Genomic DNA, 17,850 nt, shown 5'->3' on the forward strand with positions numbered 1-17,850 from the left:
GGCAGGGCCGGGGAACCGCCCTGCTCACCCCCTCGGCGCCCAGCACAGCAACCACCCACACGCCCCAACCCGACAGCGCTACCGCAGGCGCCACCGCCCCCGTCGCCGCCGCCCTCCACCCCACCCCCGTCATCCCGCCGCCCGGCCGGGACCCGTAAGCGGGGTACCAACCCAGCCGCCCACCCGAACCACCAGCGACCCGCCACCCGGCAGGCAGGGCCCGGGAACCGCCCCGCTCACCCCGTCGGCGCCCAGCACAGCAACCACCCACACGCCCCACGGTCGACAACGCTGTCGGATGGGTCGCTGACCCTTGCCGTTGCTGCCCTTGCGGCATCGCACCCCGTCATCCCACCGCCCGGCGAGCAGGGCCCGGGAACCGCCCCGCTCACCCCCTCGCCGCCATCCACGACAACCACCCACACGCCCCAACCCGACAGAGCTGCCGCAGGCGCCACCGCCCCCGTCACCGCCGCCCCCTCCCCCGGTGTTCCGGAGGGGCGGCGCTCGACCCCGTCACATTTCCGCCCGCTCATGCCCTCGCTCCTCCGTCCCCGGCCGGTCGGCCTCGGACGGGTTGTCCGCTCTGGAGGTCCCCCTTGCGGTCGTCGCTGCTCTTCGGGACGGACGTGCCCGACTCCGAACCCGAATACGGCGCTGGGGCCCAGGCCTTCGATCTGCGGCTCGTCGGGCCCGCCGTCGGGGCCTGGGTGACGGCGGCACTCCTCATCGGCGGTACCGCCGCCCCCGCAGCCTGGCTCGCCTTCCTCCTCGTCCTGCTCACCGTCGTCGCGGTCGTCCGGGTCTGCCGTCGGCCCGCCCCGTGGAAGCCGACGCTCGCCGCCCTGCTCGCGTGCTGCGCCGCGGCGGCCGTCGCCTGTGCCGGTCGGCTGGCCGCCCTCGAGGCCTCGCCCGTCGCCGACCTCGCCGCCCGCGAGGCCCCCGCCGATCTCGAGGTCGAGATCTCCGAACCCCCTCGCCCCAGGGCCGGGGGAGACACCGGGGACGAGTCGCGCCCGGCCGGGGAGCGGCACACCGTCGCCGCAATGACGGTCACCGTGACCGTCCCCGCACACCACGTCGGCGCGGACCACGACAGCACAGACCACCACGGCGCGGACCACGACAGCGCGCACCGGAGCGCGACACGCCACGACCGCCGCCTCGCCACCCGTGTCCCGGTCGTGCTCATCACCTCCGGGCCCGGGTGGGGCGGCCTCCTGCCCGGGCAGCGCCTCCGTGTGTCCGGCCCGGTCGTCCCCGCCGACGGCGGCGGCCGCGCCCGGGCGCTCGTCCTGGTTCGGGGACCACCCGACGAGGTCCGGCCGCCGCCGGAGGCCCAGGCCTGGGCCGGGCGGGTCCGTGCCCGGCTCCATGCCGCCTCAGCCGGCCTGCCCTCCCCCGCGGACGCCCTCCTGCCCGCCTTCGTGGCCGGCGACGCCGCACGCGTCCCCGCCGACGTCCGCGAAGACTTCCGCGCCTCCGGGATGACCCACCTGATGGTGGTCTCCGGCACCCACCTGGCCGTCCTCACCGGCGCCGCCCTCGCGGCGGCCCGGTGGTCGCGCCTGCCGCCGTGGGCCGCCGCGGCCGTCGCCGCCTGCCTCATCGCCGCCATGGTCCTGGTCGCCGGACCCCGCCCCAGTGTGCTCCGGGCCGCCCTGATGGCGCTCATCGCGCTGGCCGCCCTCGCCGCCGGCCGCACCCGCGGCGGGCTCGCCGCCCTGTCCGCGGCGGTACTGGCGCTCGTCCTGGTCGACCCCCACCTGTCCCGCGCCCACGGCTTCGCCCTGTCGGTCCTGGCCACCGGCGGCATCATGGTGCTCGCCCCCGGTTGGAGCCGCGCCCTGCGCGCCCGTGTCCCCCTCGTGCCGCGGTGGGCCGCCGACGCGGCCGCCGTCGCCCTCGCCTCCCAGCTCGCCTGCCTGCCGGTGCTGGTCCTGCTCACCCCCGAGATCGGGTGGGTCGGTGTGCCCGCGAACACCGTCGCCACACCACTGGTCCCCATCGCCATGACGGGCGGCTTCGCCACCGCCGTCGCCGCGTCGGTCCTGCCCTCGGCCGCCCCCGTGCTCGCCTGGATCCCCGGGGCCGCCGTGCTCGGCATCGCCGCGATCGCCCGGACCGCCGCCGACCTGCACCACGCCGCACCTCCCCTGACGGCGCCGCCCTGGCGCGGTGACGCCGCCGGGGCGCTCGCCCTGGCCGTCCTCGTGGCCGCCGTCCTGGTGCTGCGCGGACGCGCCCGCACCGCCCTCCTGTCGGGCCTGACGGCGGCGGCCGTCTCGGTCGCGGCGACCACCTGCGCCCTCAAGGACTGGCCACCGGACGGATGGGCCCTTACCGCCTGCGACGTCGGCCAGGGCGACGCGCTGGTCCTGGCCACCGGAGGCGGACAGGCCGTGCTGGTCGACACCGGTGAGCGCGACGCCGGTGTCGACCCGTGCCTGCGCGACCTGGGCGTGGGCCGCCTCTCGTTGCTCGTGCTCACCCACGACCACTCCGACCACATGGGCGACACCGTCGGCGCGCTCAGGGGCCGCACCGCGCACGCCGCCTTGGCGCCCGGCGGTTTCGAGACGTCATCGGGGGCGGAGCACCTGCGCGCCGAGGGCGTGCCCCTGCACGCCGCCGAAGCGGGTCAGACGTGGACGACGGGCCCCTGGACGCTGACCGTGCTCTGGCCCGAGAGGGGAACGGACGGGGACGGGGACGCCGGGCACTCGGAGAACGACCGCAGCGTGGTCCTGCACGCGCGCTGGGCTCCGCCGCCCGGCGCCGATGCCCTCCCCATGACGGTCCTTCTCACCGGCGACATCGAAGAGCCCGCCCAGCGCGCGCTCATGCACGAGGGAGGCGTCCACGGGGTCGACGTCCTCAAGACGCCCCACCACGGGGCGAAGACACAGGAGGAGGCGTTCCTGACCGCCACCGGCGCCCGCCTGGTCCTCACCTCGGTGGGCCGGGACAACTCCTACGGCCACCCCTCCCCCGAGACCCTCGCCGTTCTCGAAGGGCTCACCACAGAGCACTACCGGACCGACCTCCACGGCGACGTCGCCGTCGTGCCCGGCCCGGGCGGCCCCGAAGCCGTGGCCCGGGGAAGGGCGGAGGCGGACGGGGAAGGGGGCGCGCCGGGCGGACCGGAGTGAGCGGGGCGGCACCGGCATCCGCCCCATCCGGTCACCGGCGCGTGGCATGCTGCTGGTATGGCTTCCACCTCCGTCTCCCCCATCACCCTCGTCGTCGGCGACGAGGAGCTGCTGGTCGACCGGGCCGTCGCCGCGCTCGTCGCCGCCGCCCGGGACGGCGACCCCGAGGTGGACGTGCACGACCTCGTGCCGTCGCAGGTCACCGCGGGCCGACTGGCCGAGGCCGCCTCGCCGTCGCTGTTCGGCGAGCGCCGCGTGGTCGTCCTGCGCTCCTCCCAGGACCTCACCAAGGACCTGGCCGCCGAGGTCACCGCCTACCTCAAGGACCCCGCCGACGACGTGGTCCTGGTGCTGGTGCACGCGGGCGGGGCCAAGGGGAAGGCCCTGCTGGAGGCCGCGAAGAAGGCCGGGGCCGCGCGCGTGGACTGCGCCAAGCCCACCAAGCCCGCCGAGCGCCTGAAGTTCATCAAGGAGGAGTTCTCCCGGGGCGGCCGCCAGATCACCGCCGACGCGGCCCAGGCGCTGCTCGACGCCGTCGGCAACGACCTCCGTGAGATCGCCGCCGCCTGCACCCAGCTCATCGCCGACACCGACGGGCGGGTGGACGCGGCGGCGGTCGCCCGCTACCACACCGGCAAGGCCGAGGCCACGGGCTTCACCGTCGCCGACCGGACCGTGGAGGGGCGCCTGCCCGAGGCGCTGGAGCAGCTCCGCTGGTCGCTGTCGGTGGGCACCGCGCCGGTGCTGATCAACAGTGCCCTGGCGGGCGCGGTCCGGGGCATCGCCGTGGCCGCCCAGCCGCCGCGCGGGGTCCCCGAGGCCGAGATCGCCAAGCGCGCCAAGGTCCCGCCGTGGAAGCTGAAGACGCTGCGCCAGCAGGCGCGCGGCTGGACCCCGCAGGGCGTGGCCCGCGCCATGCGCGTGGTGGCCGAGACCGACGCCCTCATCAAGGGCGCCGGCCGCGACCCCGCCTACGCCCTGGAGCGCGCGGTCATCGAGATCGCCACCGCCCGCAACGCGGGCCGGGGCTGAGGCCCGGCCCTCCCCGTCACAGCCCCGCCCCCAGCAGGCGCCCCACCGGCCTGCGGACGAGGAGCAGGCCCAGGCCGATCCCGCCGCCCGCGACGATGGAGAAGGACCGGGAAGGTCCAGCCGCCGATCCCCAGGTCGAACGGCCGCACCGGCGACGGCCCCCACTGCGGCGGCCGCGACCAGCGCCGCCAGCGGCCTGCGGTTCGCGGGCAGCGGATTGTCCACCGCTCGCGCGCGCTCGGGCAGCCGCCGCATCGACACCGCGTACTGGACCAGCGCCGCGGCCAGGCCGACCGCGGCAAGCCCGAACCCGAAGTGGGCACGGTGGTCATCCGTCAAGTCCTGCCAATCGCGATCCGAAGCGGGCGATGAGGGCGGTCTCCCGGGAGTGGCGGAGCTCCTCCCACCGGTCGGCGACGCCGAAGAGCCGGTACATGCCGTGCACCCCGAGCCATCTGACCGGCTCGGGCTCCCAGCGGCCGGAGTCGTGGTCGTTCCAGGGCAGCCGGGTCAGCGCGGTGTCCCGCCCGGCGGCGCGGTCCAGCAGGGTGCGCGCCGCCAGCCGGGTGGGCGCCACCCCGTGCCCGGCGAAGCCGCGCACCGCCCCGATCCGGGTGGCGGGGTCGAAGAAGACCCCGGCGCACCAGTCGCGCGTCACCCCGATCGCCCCGCGCCACGCGTGCTCGACGGTGAAGTGCACGTCCGGGAAGAACAGCCGGAGCCGGTCGTAGAGCATGCGGACGGTGCGCGCGTCCACCGCGCCCCGGCCCGGGGTCCCGGAGTTGAAGGCGTAGGGGGTGCCGCGCCCGCCGATCGCGATCCGGTCGTCGGCGGTGCGCTGGGCGTAGACGAAGGTGTGCGCCGCGTCGCCCAGGCATTCGCGGCCCTGCCACCCGATCCGTTCCCAGGCGCGTTCAGGCAGCCGCCCCGTCACGATCATCGACGAGTTCACCGGGATGACCTCGCGCGGCCCGGGCCCACGCCCCCCGACCGTGCCCGAGTAGGCCTCCAAGCAGCACAGGACGGTCCGCCCGCGCACGGTCCCGCGCGCGGTGTGCACGGCGCCCGGGTCGATCCGGGTGGCGGGGGCGCCTTCGAGGATCCGCACGCCCCGGCGCTCGACCGCCTCGGCCAGGCCCCGGGTCATCTTGGCCGGGTCCACCCGCGCGGTCGTGCGGGTGAGCAGCCCTCCGAGGGCGGGGCGGACCGCGACCCGGTCGGCGACCTCGGAGGCCGAGAGCAGCGCCAGCTCCGACTCCTCGAACCCGGCGGCCAGGTCGGCGCCGTGCGCGCGTTCGAGCCTGCGCATCGCCGCCGGGGTGGTGGCCACCCGCAGGTGCCCGCCCCGGTGCTGGTCGGCGTCGATGCCCTCGTCGGCGAGGATGTCCAGGGTGCCGCCGACGGCCGCGGTCAGTTCGCGCTGGAAGGCGCGGACCGCCTCGTCGCCGTCCTCGCCGCGCGCCCGCGCGGCCCGGGCGTAGACCGCGCGGTTGCCCGGGATGAGGGGCGACAGCCAGCCGCCGTTGCGCCCGGAGGCCCCGTAGCCGACCTCGTGGGCCTCGACCACGGTGATCCGCGCGCCCGGGCGGTCCACCGCCGCGTGGTAGGCGGCCCAGAGCCCGGTCAGCCCGCCGCCGACGATGACCAGGTCCTGCTCGTCGCCGGGCGGGGCGGCCGAGCGGCGGGCGCCGTTCCCGGCTCGGCCGCCGCGCATCCAGTGCGATATCTCGCCGTTGCGGTACGCGGGCATGGGACCTCCAGAGGACGGGGGGACGGGGCGGGGGCTCAGTAGGTGGGGGGCGCCATCGCCCACAGCACCCGGGCCTCGGCCCGCCCGGTGGCCTCGGCGACCCTGTGCGGGTCGCTGCTGCGGTAATGGACCGAGTCGAGGGGGCCGAGCCGGTGGACGCGCCCGCCGACCCCGACCTCCACCTCCCCGGACAGCACCAGCAGCAGTTCCTCGGAGTCGCCGTGGGTGTAGGGGTCGACCCCGGTGGAGCCGCCCGGCTCGAAGCGGCCGAGCAGGACCTCCAGGTGGTCGAAGGTGCCGGGGGTGAGCTTGATCTTGGTGGCGCCCTCGCCGAACGCCATCCCGCGGGCGTCCCGGAAGCGCAGCACCGGGCTGCCGGACGCGCCCTGGTCGAAGAGCTCTCCGACGTTGAGCTTGAGCACCCCGCACAGCTTCTGCAGGATGCGCACGCTGGCGTTGGCCCGGTCGCGTTCGACCTGGGAGAGGTACCCCTCGGTCACGCCGGTCCGCTCGGCGACGTCCTTGAGGGTCAGGTGCAGGGCGCGCCGCCGACGGCGCAGCCGGGCGCCGATGCCCGGCCCGGGGGCGGGGCCGGCCTGGTCGTTGGACATGCCGAGGAAGCTAACATGGCTTCGCTCACACCACAATTGATCTTGGTGTTACTAAATTTTTCTTTAGTGATGCTGCTGGGTGAGGGATTCCGGAGCGTGTTCGGCCGCGCGGAGGGGAGGGTCAGGGGGTCCGGCGAAGAGGCGGGGACGGTGCGCCGGCGCGTCACCACCCGCTCAGTGCGTCAGCGCGTCACCACTCCGCCCGGGTCGTCAGCGGATCGTCTCGCCGCCGCGCCAGACGCGCAGGGACTTCAGGCCGTACGACCACGCGAACGCCCCCTCGTGGTCGGCGTCCCACTGCACGATGTCGGCGTACTTGCCCGGTGCCAGCACCCCGCGGTCGCCGCAGCCGAGCGCGTGCGCCCCGCCCGCGGTGGCCGCGCGCAGCGCCTCCAGCACACTCATACCGAACATCGCCACCGCCATCGACACGGCCAGCGGCAGCGACATCGCCCCGGCCTGCCCCGGGTTGTGGTCGGTGCCCAGCGCCACCGGGACCCCGTGGTCGAGCAGGGTGCGCACCGGCGGGCGCGAGCCCTCCATCAGCGAGGTCGTCGGGCACACCACCACCGGCGTGGCGGTCTTGGCCAGCGCCAGCACGTCGTCCTCGTCGATCTCGTGCAGCAGGTCCACCGAGGTGCACTGCAGGTCGGCGGCCATGCGCACGGCGCCGTGCCGCGGCTTGGCGCAGGCGTGCAGGTGGGTGCGCAGCCCCGCCGCCCTTCCGGTCGACAGCAGCCGCTGCGCGTCCTCGGCGGTGAAGTGGTGGTTGTCGCAGTAGACGTCCATGCCCTCGGCCCCGGCCTGGGAGGCGTCGCCGAGCCAGGAGGCCACCGCGTCCACGTAGTCCTGCGGGCGGCCGAAGTACTCGGGCGGCACCGCGTGCGCCGCGAAGAAGGTGACGTGCAGCCGGGGCATGCCCGGCTCCTCCTCCAGGGTGCGCAGCAGCCGCACGTCGGCCAGCTCGCCGTCGCGGGTCAGGTGGTAGCCGGTCTTGGCCTCGACGGTGGTGCAGCCGGACAGCACCCAGTACCGCAGCCGCTCGCGCACCGCGTTGCACAGCGTCCACGGGTCGGTCCCGCGGGTCACCGTGACCGTGGAGGCCACCCCGCCGCCGACCCCGGCGATCTCGGACTTGGTGGCGCCCCCGGCGCGCATCGCCACCTCGGCGTAGCGGTTCCCGGCGTAGACCGGGTGGCAGTGGGCGTCGATCAGGCCGGGGGTGACCAGGCCCCCGCCCAGGTTGTCGACCTCGTCGACGTCGACGATGTCGTCGATGACCCCGGGCAGGCTCTGCGGCAGGTCGGCGGCGGCCCCGACCCAGGCGACGCGGTCGCCGTGCAGCAGCATGGCGGCGTTGCTGAGCAGGTCGGTGCCGGTCCACAGGCGCCCGATGTTGGTGAGCAGTCGCACGGTCATCGTCTCAGCGGCTCCCGCCCGAGGTGCTCACGGCCGCGCCGCGGCGGAGGGGGCGGCGCTGCACGGTTTCGGGGAGGACATGGACGGACCTCGATCTCGTCGGCCGGGGAGGCGTGGGCGCCGGGTGTCGGGAGCCCGCCGCCAGTGTCCCAGAACGGTAGTTCATGCGTGGACGGCGTGTACACCTCCGTACCGCGAATCCGCCGCGGCGCGGGGGCCTCCCGGTACCCGGGGCACCTCCACGATAGAGCGAACGGCGGAACCCCGCGCAGGGTTCCGCCGTTCGGGAGCCGTTCGGCCCCGGCCGCCCGCCCCGGGGGCGGGGCCGGGGTCAGCTCAGGGCCGCCTCGTAGTCGCGCAGCTTCCCGGCCAGCAGCGGCGGGACCCACGCGTGCAGGGCGGTGCCCTCCCCGGTGTGCTCCTCGGAGACGATGCGCCCCTCCTGGTGGACCCGGGACACCAGGTCCCCGCGGTCGTAGGGGACCAGGACGCGGACCTCGTGCTGGAGCTCGGGCAGGGCGGCGGCGACCGCCGCGATGACGTCGTCCACGCCCTCGCCGGTGCGGGCCGAGACCTCCACCGCGTCCGGCTCCCGGGTGCGCAGCCGCTTGACGTCCACCGGGTCGGCGGCGTCGGTCTTGTTGAGCACCACGATCTCGGGCACGTCCTGGGCGCCGATGTCGGCGAAGACCTCGCGCACCGCGGCGAGCTGCTGCTCGGGGTCGGGGTGCGAGGCGTCCACGACGTGCACGATCAGGTCGGCGTCGGCGACGTCCTCCAGGGTGGAGCGGAACGCCTCGACCAGCTGGTGCGGCAGGTGCCGGACGAAGCCGACGGTGTCGCTGAGGGTGAACGCGCGCCCGTCGGGCGTGCGGGCCCGGCGCACGGTCGGGTCCAGGGTGGCGAACAGCGCGTCCTCGACCAGCACCCCGGCCCCGGTGAGCCGGTTGAGCAGGCTGGACTTGCCGGCGTTGGTGTACCCGGCGATGGAGACCGCGGGGACCTGCCGGGCGCGCCGCCGGTCCCGCTTGACGTCGCGCGCGGTGGACATCTGCGCCAGCTTGCGGCGCAGCTTGGCCATCTTGGTGTTGATCCGCCGCCGGTCGGTCTCGATCTTGGTCTCACCGGGGCCGCGCAGGCCCACGCCGCCGGAGCTGCCGCCCGCCTGCCGGGACAGCGAGTGGCCCCAGCCGCGCAGCCGCGGCAGCAGGTAGTTGAGCTGGGCCAGCTCCACCTGGGCCTTGCCCTCGCTGCTGCGGGCGTGCTGGGCGAAGATGTCCAGGATCAGCGCGGTGCGGTCGATCACCTTGACCCGGACCGCCTCCTCGAGCTGGCGGAGCTGGCCGGGGGCGAGCTCCCCGTCGCAGATGACGGTGTCGGCGCCGGTGGCGGCGACCACCCCGGCGAGCTCCTCGGCCTTGCCGCGGCCGATGTAGGTGGCCGGGTCGGGCCGGGAGCGGCGCTGGGTGAGGCCCTCCAGCACCTGGGCGCCGGCGGTCTCGGCGAGCTGCTTGAGCTCGATCAGCGAGTTGTCGGCGTCGGCCTGGGTGCCGCCGGTCCACACGCCGATGAGGACGACGCGCTCCAGGCGCAGCGACCGGTACTCGACCTCGGTGACGTCCTCGAGTTCGGTGGACAGCCCGGCGACGCGGCGCAGGGCGTTGCGCTCCTCCAGGTCGAGCTGGCCGGGTTCGGGGCCGGACCCCTGGGGGCCGCCGCCCTGGGCGTCTTCGGCGCCGTAGGGGTCCGCGGCGCCGCCTGCACGGCCGTCCGACGGAGCGTGGCCGAAGTCCTCGGCCGCGGTGTCGGTGCCGTGTTCGTGAGAAGTACTCAATATCCCTCCAGCAGGGCCAACGTCCCGGTGGCGCCGGTTGTTCCCTGGGATCGTCGCACGGCACCGGGCCGTTGGCACGGGATTTTCACGCCGGCCGGCCCGTGGGCGCGCTCCCGGGCGCGCCGGGGGCGGGCGGCGACGCCAGGCAGAACACACCTTTTCTGCCGGTATCCGAAGGAGGCGGGACCCTTCCCAAGAAAACTTCGCGAAGTTTACTCTCAGAGGAAGGTTTCCGGGCGTGTGAGAGGCTCACAACGTTGACCAGCGGTCCGGCCGGAGAGTAGCGTCATATTCCACATCCCAGAACCAAGTTTCGCTTTGTGGAAGGTATCGCATGGGCGCCACGAACGGGGTCGAGATCACCGGCCCCCTCCACGACCGGTACGACGAGATCCTCACCGATGACGCTCTCGCGCTCGTCGCCGACCTGCACCGGCGCTTCGAGCCGCGCCGCCGCGAGCTGCTCGCCGCGCGCAAGGAGCGCCAGGCCCGCATCAACGCCGGCGAGAACCTGGACTTCCTGCCCGAGACCCGGGCCGTCCGCGAGGACACGGGCTGGAAGGTCGCCCCGCCGGCCCCCGGCATCACCGACCGCCGCGTGGAGATCACCGGCCCGACCGACCGCAAGATGACGATCAACGCCCTCAACTCCGGGGCGAAGGTGTGGCTGGCCGACTTCGAGGACGCCAACACCCCGCTGTGGGAGAACATGATCGGCGGCCAGCTCAACCTGCGCGACGCGCTGGACCGCGCCATCGACTTCACCTCCCCCCAGGGCAAGACCTACGCCCTGAAGGAGGACTCGGAGCTGGCCACCATCGTGGTCCGCCCGCGCGGCTGGCACCTGGACGAGAAGCACATCCTGGTCGACGGCGAGCGCACCTCCGGCGGCATCGTCGACTTCGCCCTCTACTTCTTCCACTGCGCCCAGCGCCAGCTGGACAAGGGCAAGGGCCCCTACTTCTACCTGCCGAAGATGGAGAGCCACCTGGAGGCCCGGCTCTGGAACGACATCTTCCTGGCCGCCCAGGAGCGCCTGGGCATCCCGCGCGGCACCATCCGCGCCACCGTGCTCATCGAGACCATCCCGGCCGCGTTCGAGATGGAGGAGATCCTCTACGAGCTGCGCGAGCACTCCGCCGGGCTGAACGCCGGGCGCTGGGACTACCTGTTCAGCATCATCAAGACGCACCGCACCCGCGGCCGCAGCTTCCTGCTGCCCGAGCGCAACGCGGTCACCATGACCGCCCCGTTCATGCGCGCCTACACCGAGCTGCTGGTGGCGACCTGCCACCGCCGCGGCGCCTTCGCCATCGGCGGGATGGCCGCGTTCATCCCCAGCCGCCGCGACGCCGAGGTCAACGAGCGCGCCCTGGCCAAGGTGCGCGACGACAAGACCCGCGAGTCCGGCGACGGCTTCGACGGCTCCTGGGTCGCCCACCCCGACCTGGTCCCGGTCGCCATGGAGATCTTCGACGGCGTCCTGGGCGACAAGCCCAACCAGCTCGACAAGCAGCGCGAGGACGTCGCGGTCAAGGCCGGCGACCTGCTCGCGGTCGACGCGACCGAGGGCGGCATCACCGAGGCGGGCCTGCGCTCCAACGTCAACGTCGCCCTGCAGTACCTCGCCGCCTGGATCGGCGGCAACGGCGCGGTGGCCATCCACAACCTCATGGAGGACGCCGCGACCGCCGAGATCTCGCGCTCGCAGATCTGGCAGTGGCTGCACAACGACGTCACCCTCGACGACGGCCCCAAGGTCACCGCCGAGCTGGTCGACCGCATCATCGACGAGGAGCTGGAGGCCATCAAGGCCGAGCACGGCGACGCCTACGACGCCGAGCTGTTCGGCCGCGCGGTCGAGCTGTTCCGCGAGGTGTCGCTGGCCGACGACTACGCCGACTTCCTCACCCTTCCCGCCTACGAGCGGATGCCGTAACGTCTGAGGCCGAGATCACGGAGCGCGCGGGACGTCCCGCCAGGGGCCCGGCCCCGCGCGCTCCGCACGGCTGTCGCCGACGACGGGCGGGAGGACGAGTGCCATGCGGGATCGGCCCATTCGGGATCGGTCGGACGAGTCACCCGATGACCGGTCGACCACGGATCCGGCGGGCACGGACCGCGGCCAGGCGGACCGCGCGGACCGGGCGGACCGCCTGAGCGCCCTCGTCCCCCGCCTCAAGGGCATCTGCGGCGACGACGGCGTCATCACCGACCGCGCCCGCCGCCGCACCTACGAGAGCGACGGGCTCACCTACCACGCCGAGGTGCCCGGGGTGGTGGTCCTGCCGACCACCGCCGAGCAGGTCGCCGAGGTCCTCGGGCTGTGCTCCGCCGAAGGCGTGCCATTCGTCCCGCGCGGCGCCGGGACCGGCCTTTCGGCGGGAGCGCTCCCCCGCACCGACGGGGTGCTGGTCACCACCTCGCGCATGCGCCGCGTCGTCGAGGTCGACCCGGACAACGAGTGCGCCGTCGTCCAGCCCGGCGTGGCCAACCTCGACATCACCCGCGCCGCCGCCCCCTACGGCTACTACTACGCCCCCGATCCCTCCAGCCAGCAGGTCTGCTCGGTCGGCGGGAACATCGCCGAGAACTCCGGCGGCGCCCACTGCCTGAAGTACGGGTTCACCGTCAACCACGTGCTGGGCCTGCAGATCGCCACGCCGCAAGGGGAGCTGGTGCGGCTGGGCGGAAAGGCGCCCGAGGCCCCCGGCTACGACCTGATCGGCGCCTTCATCGGCTCCGAGGGCACCCTGGGAATCGCCACCGAGGCCACCGTGCGCCTGGTGCGCACCCCGCAGAAGGTCACCACCCTGCTCGCCGCCTTCACCGGCATGGACGCCGGCGGGGAGGCGGTCTCCTCCGTCGTCGCCGAGGGGGTGCTGCCCGCCGCCGTGGAGATGATGGACGCGCTGTCCATCGCGGCCGCCGAGGCGGCCGTGGCCTGCGACTACCCCGAGGGGGCGGGCGCGGTGCTCATCGTCGAGCTGGACGGGCCCGCCGCCGACGTGGACGCCGACGCCGCCATGGTGCGGCGGCTGTGCGAGCGCGCGGGGGCCTTCGAGATCCGGGAGGCCAGCGGCGCCGCCGAGCGGGCGCGCATCTGGAAGGGGCGCAAGTCGGCGTTCGCCGCGGTGGGGCGGATCAGTCCCGCCTACATCGTCCAGGACGGGGTGGTGCCGCGCACCGCGCTGGGCGAGGTGCTCGGCGACATCGCGCGGCTGTCGGCCGAGAGCGGCATCCGGGTGGCCAACGTGTTCCACGCGGGGGACGGCAACCTGCACCCGCTGGTGCTGTTCGACGACGCCGAGCCGGGCGCGGGCGAGCGCGCGGCCGAGGTCTCCGGCGCCATCCTGGACCTGTGCATCCGGCACGGCGGATCCATCACCGGTGAGCACGGCGTGGGGGTGGACAAGGCCTGCTCGATGCCGCGCATGTTCACCCCGGAGGACCTGGAGACGATGGACCTCTTCCGGCGGGCGTTCGACCCCGCCGGGGTGGCCAACCCGGAGAAGCTGCTGCCCACACCGCGCCTGTGCGGGGAGGTGCCGGGGGTGCGCAAGGACGTGCACCCCTTGGTGGCACAGGGCCGGGCGGAGCAGTTCTGACGCCCCTCCCGCGTTGATCTCGGGGGAAGCGACGCTACGACCGCGGTTGTAGGGGCGTTTTTCCCGAGATCAACGGGACGGCGGCAGGGTAGACGAGGCGTCGAGGAACCGTTCAAGAAGGGCGGGCGATGACCGGCGAAGACCATCAGGACTTGGCTGCTGGGCAGGCTGCCGGGCCGGCCGACACGGACCGCGCGGACGGCGCGGCAGGGCCCCTGGCGGCGTCCGGCGTTCCCGTGCGCCCCGGGACCGACCGGGACGCGGTCGGCGGCGCCGTCCCCCGGTGGGTCGCCGCGCCCGCCGATACCAAGGGGTGCGCGGCGGTGGCCGCCGCCGCGTCCCGTGAGGGCCTGGCCCTCGTACCGCGCGGGGCGGGCACGAAGACCGGGTGGGGCGCTCCCCCGCGCCGGTGCGACGCGGTCGTCGACCTGTCGGCGCTGAACCATGTGGACCACGCCGCCGGAGACCTGGTGGTCGAGGCCGGTGCCGGGACGCCGATGAAGGACCTCGCCGACGTGCTGGGCACCTCGGGCCAGCGGCTCCCGGTCGACCCGGTGGTGCCGGGCTCGACCGTCGGCGGTGTGGTGGCGACCGGGCTGTCCGGGCCGGGGCGGATGCTCTACGGACCGGTGCGCGACCTGATCCTGGGCATGACCGTGGTGCGCGCCGACGGGGTCGTGTCGAACTCGGGCGGCCGGGTCGTGAAGAACGTGGCCGGGTACGACCTGGGCAAGCTGCACACCGGCGCCCTGGGCACGCTCGGCATCATCACGTCGGTGACCTTCCGCCTGCGGCCGGTCCCCCCGGCGGCGCGCGTCGTGTCCGCCAGGGCCGACGATCCCGCGCGCGCTCGGGAGCTGGTGGCGTCGGTACTGCGGTCGCACACCGCCCCGACCGCGATCGAGGCCGACCGTCCGGACGGAGGTGCGGTCACGGTGCACGTCCTGCTCGAAGGGCCTGAGGAGGGCATCAGAGCGCGCGCTGAGGAGGTGTCCGCGCTGCTGCCCGGCTCCTCCGTGGCGGAGGACCTTCCCGACGGCTGGGGGGCGCTTCCGGGCGGCCCCGGGGACACGCTCCTCAAGCTGACGACCCCGCCGGCGCGCCTGCCCGCCGTGTTGGACGCCGTGGCCGACGCCGCCCCTGACACCGGGCCCCTGCCGGTCCGGGGTTCGGCGGGCTCCGGTGTCCTGTACGGCGCCCTGCCGTCGGCCACCGCCCCGGCGAGCGCTGTCCGGGCCGTCGCGTCCTTGCGTGCCCGTGTCGAGGCGGTGACCGGGGGCCACGGCTCCCTGACCGTCCTGGACGCGCCGCCCACCGTGCACGGGGCGGGCCTCGACCCGTGGGGGACGGTGCTCGGCCTGCCGCTCATGCGGTCGATCAAGCAGAACCTGGACCCGGACGGTGTCCTCTCCCCCGGCCGGTTCGCCGGGGGCATCTGACGCCCGCCCCTTCCCTCGCATTCCGCGCCCCGACCCGCAGGGAGGACACCCGATGACCGAAGGCGCCGAGAGCACGCAGAGCACCGGAGGCCCCGAGAGCGCCGAGAACGGCGCAGGGACCGCCGAGCGGCCGTTCCCCGACCTGCTGTCCGACTGTGTGCACTGCGGGTTCTGCCTGCCGACGTGCCCGACCTACGTGCTCTGGGGCGAGGAGATGGACTCTCCTCGGGGGCGCATCCACCTCATGGGGCAGGCCGAGGAGGAGGGGGCGTTCACGGACGCCTCGGTGGGGCACTTCGACAACTGCCTGGGGTGCCTCGCCTGCGTGACGGCGTGCCCGTCCGGGGTCGCCTATGACGCGCTGATCGAGACCACCCGCGCGCGCGTGGAGGAGGAGCACGAGCGCCCCCGGGCGGAGCGCCTCATCCGGTCGGCGATCTTCTCCCTCTTCCCCCACCGCCGCCGCCTGGAGCTCATGCGCGGCCCGTTGCGCGCCTATCAGGCCAGCGGCCTGGCCGGTCCCCTCCGCTCGTCCGGGGTGCTCGAACGCGTCTCCCCCTCCGTCGCGGCGATGGAGCGGATGGCGCCGCCCATCAAGGGGAAGGTGCCCGCGCTCCCCGAGCGTGTCCCGGCCGTGGGTCGGCGGCGGGCCGTCGTCGGCATGCTCACCGGGTGCGTCCAAGGGGCGTTCTTCCCTCAGGTGAACACGGCGACGGCGCGCGTGCTGGCCAGCGAGGGATGCGAGGTGGTCGTCCCGAAGGGACAGGGCTGCTGCGGCGCGCTCTCCTCGCACTCGGGCCGCGCCGAGGAGGCCGCGCGCTTCGCCGAGCGGACCGTCAGGACGTTCGAGAAGGAGGGGGTCGATGCCGTCGTGGTGAACTCCGCGGGATGCGGCGGCACGATGAAGCACTACGGCCGGGTCCTGCGCGAGGCGGGCCGCCCGGACGACCTGGTCCGCCGCGCCGAGGCGCTCTCCGCCAAGGTCGTGGACCTCTCCGAGTACCTGGTGGCGCTCGGCCCGCGCGCCGAGCGCCGCCCTCTCCCGGTGAAGGCCGCCTACCACGACGCCTGCCACCTCTCCCACGGCCAGGGGGTGACCGCCCAGCCCCGCGAGCTGCTCCGCGCGATCCCGGAGCTGGAGGTGGCCGACCTGCCCAACCCGGAGATCTGCTGCGGCTCGGCCGGGGTGTACAACCTCCTCAACCCCGAGCCCGCGTCCGACCTGGGGGCCCGGAAGGCCGACGACGTCGCCTCCACGAAGGCGTCCCTGCTGATCGCGGGGAACCCCGGGTGCTCACTGCAGATCGCCGCGACCATGCGCGAGCGCGGCGAGGAGATCGCCGTCGCCCACACGGTCCAGGTGCTCGACGCCTCGATCCGGGGGCTGCCGCCGTCGGCGCTGGTCTAGGCCCCGTCCGAAGGACGGCAGCGGCCCACCCGACCGCTCCCTCCGACGCGGCCCGGCCCCCGGTGATCTCGGGGAGGCCGGGCTTGAGCGGGCCGTCGCAAGCCCGACCTCCCCGAGACCGACCAGGCCCGGCGCCGACCCGCGGGCCCGAAGTCAGCAGGACTGGGTGATGAGGACGCCGTTGGTCTGCTCGGGGTTCAGGAAGGCGTAGGCGAGCCCGCTGTCACCGCAGTTGATGGAGTACTTGTCGGTGGCCGAGTCGATGGTGGCCACGTGGTGCCAGTCGTCGCCGGGCGCCTCGTCCATCTGGAGCCAGAAGGCGTCCCCGCCGACCTGGACGTCGGGGCGGCCGCCCTCCTCCCCGTCGAACTTCGACTTGCCCGACCACCAGGCGACCGGTTCGTCCTCCTCCCCCTCGACCTCCGCCTCCACCGTCTCCGGAACGTACGGCGCGAGTTCCACCCGGTACACCACCGGCATGGTCCGGCCGGGGACGGTGTTCTGCAGCGTCGGCCCCTCCGCGACCGGCGCGGTGGGCACCCGCGGCGTGCCTCCCGGCTGCACGATGACGGTGTTGGGGGCGTGGGAGTCGGTCACGCGGTAGGTGGACGGGGCGTCGGTGTTCCAGTCGTACTCGCTGAGGTCGCCCGGGTCCGGGTCGTCGTCGCCCAGCCCGTCGTCCTCCATGAAGATGTAGGCCATCCTCGGCTCGGATCCGGGGAGCCGCACCTGCGCGATGAAGCGCTGGGCCTTTCCGGACGCCAGGGGCCACTCCGGCTGGGAGAGCCAGTCCGGCTGCCCGCCGAACCTGGTCGCCGGCCCGCCGTCGTCCGCCCTTGCGGACTCGCCCTCGGCCAGGGGCACCAGCCGCCCGAGCCGCAGGGTCCGCAGGTCTTCTACCGTCATGGATTCTCCTCGTCCCGATCCGGCGGCGCCCTGTGCGGCCCCGGCAACGGACAAGACGGGGCCGGAGGGCATCCGGTTCCCGCGGATCCCGACACGGATCCCCCCACCGATCGGCGCCCGCTCTTTGGCGAGTCCGAACCCCGCATGTGTCGTGCCTTTTGCCGGGGCGCTCCTAGCGTTGACGTGGAGAGGCCTGTGGACGGCCCCGTCCACCAGGAATCCGAGCCGAGGAGGCCGGGACATGACCACCGCCGCCGACATCATGCACTCCGGATCCCATTGGATCCCCGCCGACGAGACCCTGGACCGTGCGGCGCAGCTCATGCGGGAGCACGGCGTGGGCGCCCTACCGGTGGGCGACCCGATGGATGAGAACCAGCGCATGGTCGGGATCATCACCGACCGCGACATCGTGGTGAATTGCGTGGCCGCGGGCCACGAGCCGTCCCACGTGACCGCCGGGGAGCTGTGCCAGGGCACGCCCCACTGGATCTCCAGCCGCGCGAGCGTCCAGGACGTCCTGCGGGAGATGGAGGACAACCAGATCCGCCGCCTGCCGGTCATCGACGAGAACCGCAGGTTCGTCGGCATGATCAGCGAGGCCGACCTGGCCCACTTCCTCTCCGAGGACCAGCTGGCGAAGTTCGTGGAGCGCGTCTACTCCTGACGCACCGGACCGGATTCCGACCGA

The 17,850-nt window shown here is 74.4% G+C and carries 12 protein-coding genes; 7 read left to right on the top strand and 5 right to left on the bottom strand.

The features are described from left to right. Window positions 1-599: 599 nt before the first annotated feature. Together O4J56_RS15735 and holA are read left to right on the top strand one after the other, a co-directional pair. Window positions 600-3,152 carry a ComEC/Rec2 family competence protein gene (locus tag O4J56_RS15735; RefSeq protein ID WP_270686548.1) on the top strand — a complete coding sequence of 851 codons (2,553 nt, stop codon included), beginning with the start codon at window positions 600-602 and terminating at the stop codon, window positions 3,150-3,152. A 57-nt stretch (window positions 3,153-3,209) separates the two neighbouring features. Further along, on the top strand, window positions 3,210-4,184 hold the full coding sequence (gene holA, locus O4J56_RS15740) for a DNA polymerase III subunit delta (protein ID WP_270686549.1): 975 nt from the start codon (window positions 3,210-3,212) through the stop codon (window positions 4,182-4,184). A gap of 328 nt (window positions 4,185-4,512) precedes the next feature. On the opposite strand, the gene O4J56_RS15745 is transcribed toward holA, so the two are convergent. From O4J56_RS15745 to hflX, 4 genes are all read right to left on the bottom strand, one after another. Next, entirely contained in the window at window positions 4,513-5,934 is a 1,422-nt protein-coding gene (locus O4J56_RS15745) for an NAD(P)/FAD-dependent oxidoreductase (RefSeq protein WP_270686550.1), read from the bottom strand. A gap of 35 nt (window positions 5,935-5,969) precedes the next feature. Continuing rightward, complete coding sequence (locus O4J56_RS15750) at window positions 5,970-6,545, bottom strand: helix-turn-helix domain-containing protein (RefSeq protein WP_270686551.1); 576 nt, start codon at window positions 6,543-6,545, stop codon at window positions 5,970-5,972. Between the two features lie 210 nt (window positions 6,546-6,755). Beyond that, window positions 6,756-7,964: an amidohydrolase family protein gene (locus tag O4J56_RS15755; protein ID WP_270686552.1), complete on the bottom strand. Its 1,209-nt coding sequence runs from the start codon at window positions 7,962-7,964 to the stop codon at window positions 6,756-6,758. Between the two features lie 331 nt (window positions 7,965-8,295). Then, window positions 8,296-9,798: a GTPase HflX gene (hflX, locus tag O4J56_RS15760; protein ID WP_270686553.1), complete on the bottom strand. Its 1,503-nt coding sequence runs from the start codon at window positions 9,796-9,798 to the stop codon at window positions 8,296-8,298. 334 nt (window positions 9,799-10,132) lie between these two features. On the opposite strand from hflX, the gene aceB reads away from it, so the two are divergent. The 4 genes from aceB to O4J56_RS15780 all read left to right on the top strand — a co-directional run bounded on the left by aceB (window position 10,133) and on the right by O4J56_RS15780 (window position 16,253). Continuing rightward, window positions 10,133-11,737, top strand: coding sequence for a malate synthase A (gene aceB, locus O4J56_RS15765; RefSeq protein WP_270686554.1), 1,605 nt, complete (start codon window positions 10,133-10,135; stop codon window positions 11,735-11,737). Between the two features lie 217 nt (window positions 11,738-11,954). After that, window positions 11,955-13,406: an FAD-linked oxidase C-terminal domain-containing protein gene (locus tag O4J56_RS15770; RefSeq protein ID WP_270686586.1), complete on the top strand. Its 1,452-nt coding sequence runs from the start codon at window positions 11,955-11,957 to the stop codon at window positions 13,404-13,406. A gap of 128 nt (window positions 13,407-13,534) precedes the next feature. After that, window positions 13,535-14,845, top strand: coding sequence for an FAD-binding oxidoreductase (locus O4J56_RS15775; RefSeq protein WP_270686555.1), 1,311 nt, complete (start codon window positions 13,535-13,537; stop codon window positions 14,843-14,845). A gap of 52 nt (window positions 14,846-14,897) precedes the next feature. Then, on the top strand, window positions 14,898-16,253 hold the full coding sequence (locus tag O4J56_RS15780) for a (Fe-S)-binding protein (RefSeq protein WP_270686556.1): 1,356 nt from the start codon (window positions 14,898-14,900) through the stop codon (window positions 16,251-16,253). Window positions 16,254-16,406: 153 nt separating this feature from the next. Here the strand turns inward: O4J56_RS15780 and O4J56_RS15785 are convergent, their stop codons facing one another. Then, the gene (locus tag O4J56_RS15785; RefSeq protein WP_270686557.1) at window positions 16,407-17,159 is read right to left on the bottom strand and encodes a DUF1963 domain-containing protein; all 753 of its coding nucleotides are present in this window, start codon (window positions 17,157-17,159) and stop codon (window positions 16,407-16,409) included. A 241-nt stretch (window positions 17,160-17,400) separates the two neighbouring features. On the opposite strand from O4J56_RS15785, the gene O4J56_RS15790 reads away from it, so the two are divergent. Continuing rightward, window positions 17,401-17,826 (top strand): CBS domain-containing protein, encoded by a 426-nt coding sequence (locus O4J56_RS15790; protein ID WP_270686558.1) that lies wholly within the window; start codon window positions 17,401-17,403, stop codon window positions 17,824-17,826. Window positions 17,827-17,850: the final 24 nt, after the last annotated feature.

It is taken from the genome of Nocardiopsis endophytica, assembly GCF_027706725.1.
In the GTDB taxonomy this organism is placed as follows: Bacteria; Actinomycetota; Actinomycetes; order Streptosporangiales; family Streptosporangiaceae; genus Nocardiopsis_A; species Nocardiopsis_A endophytica.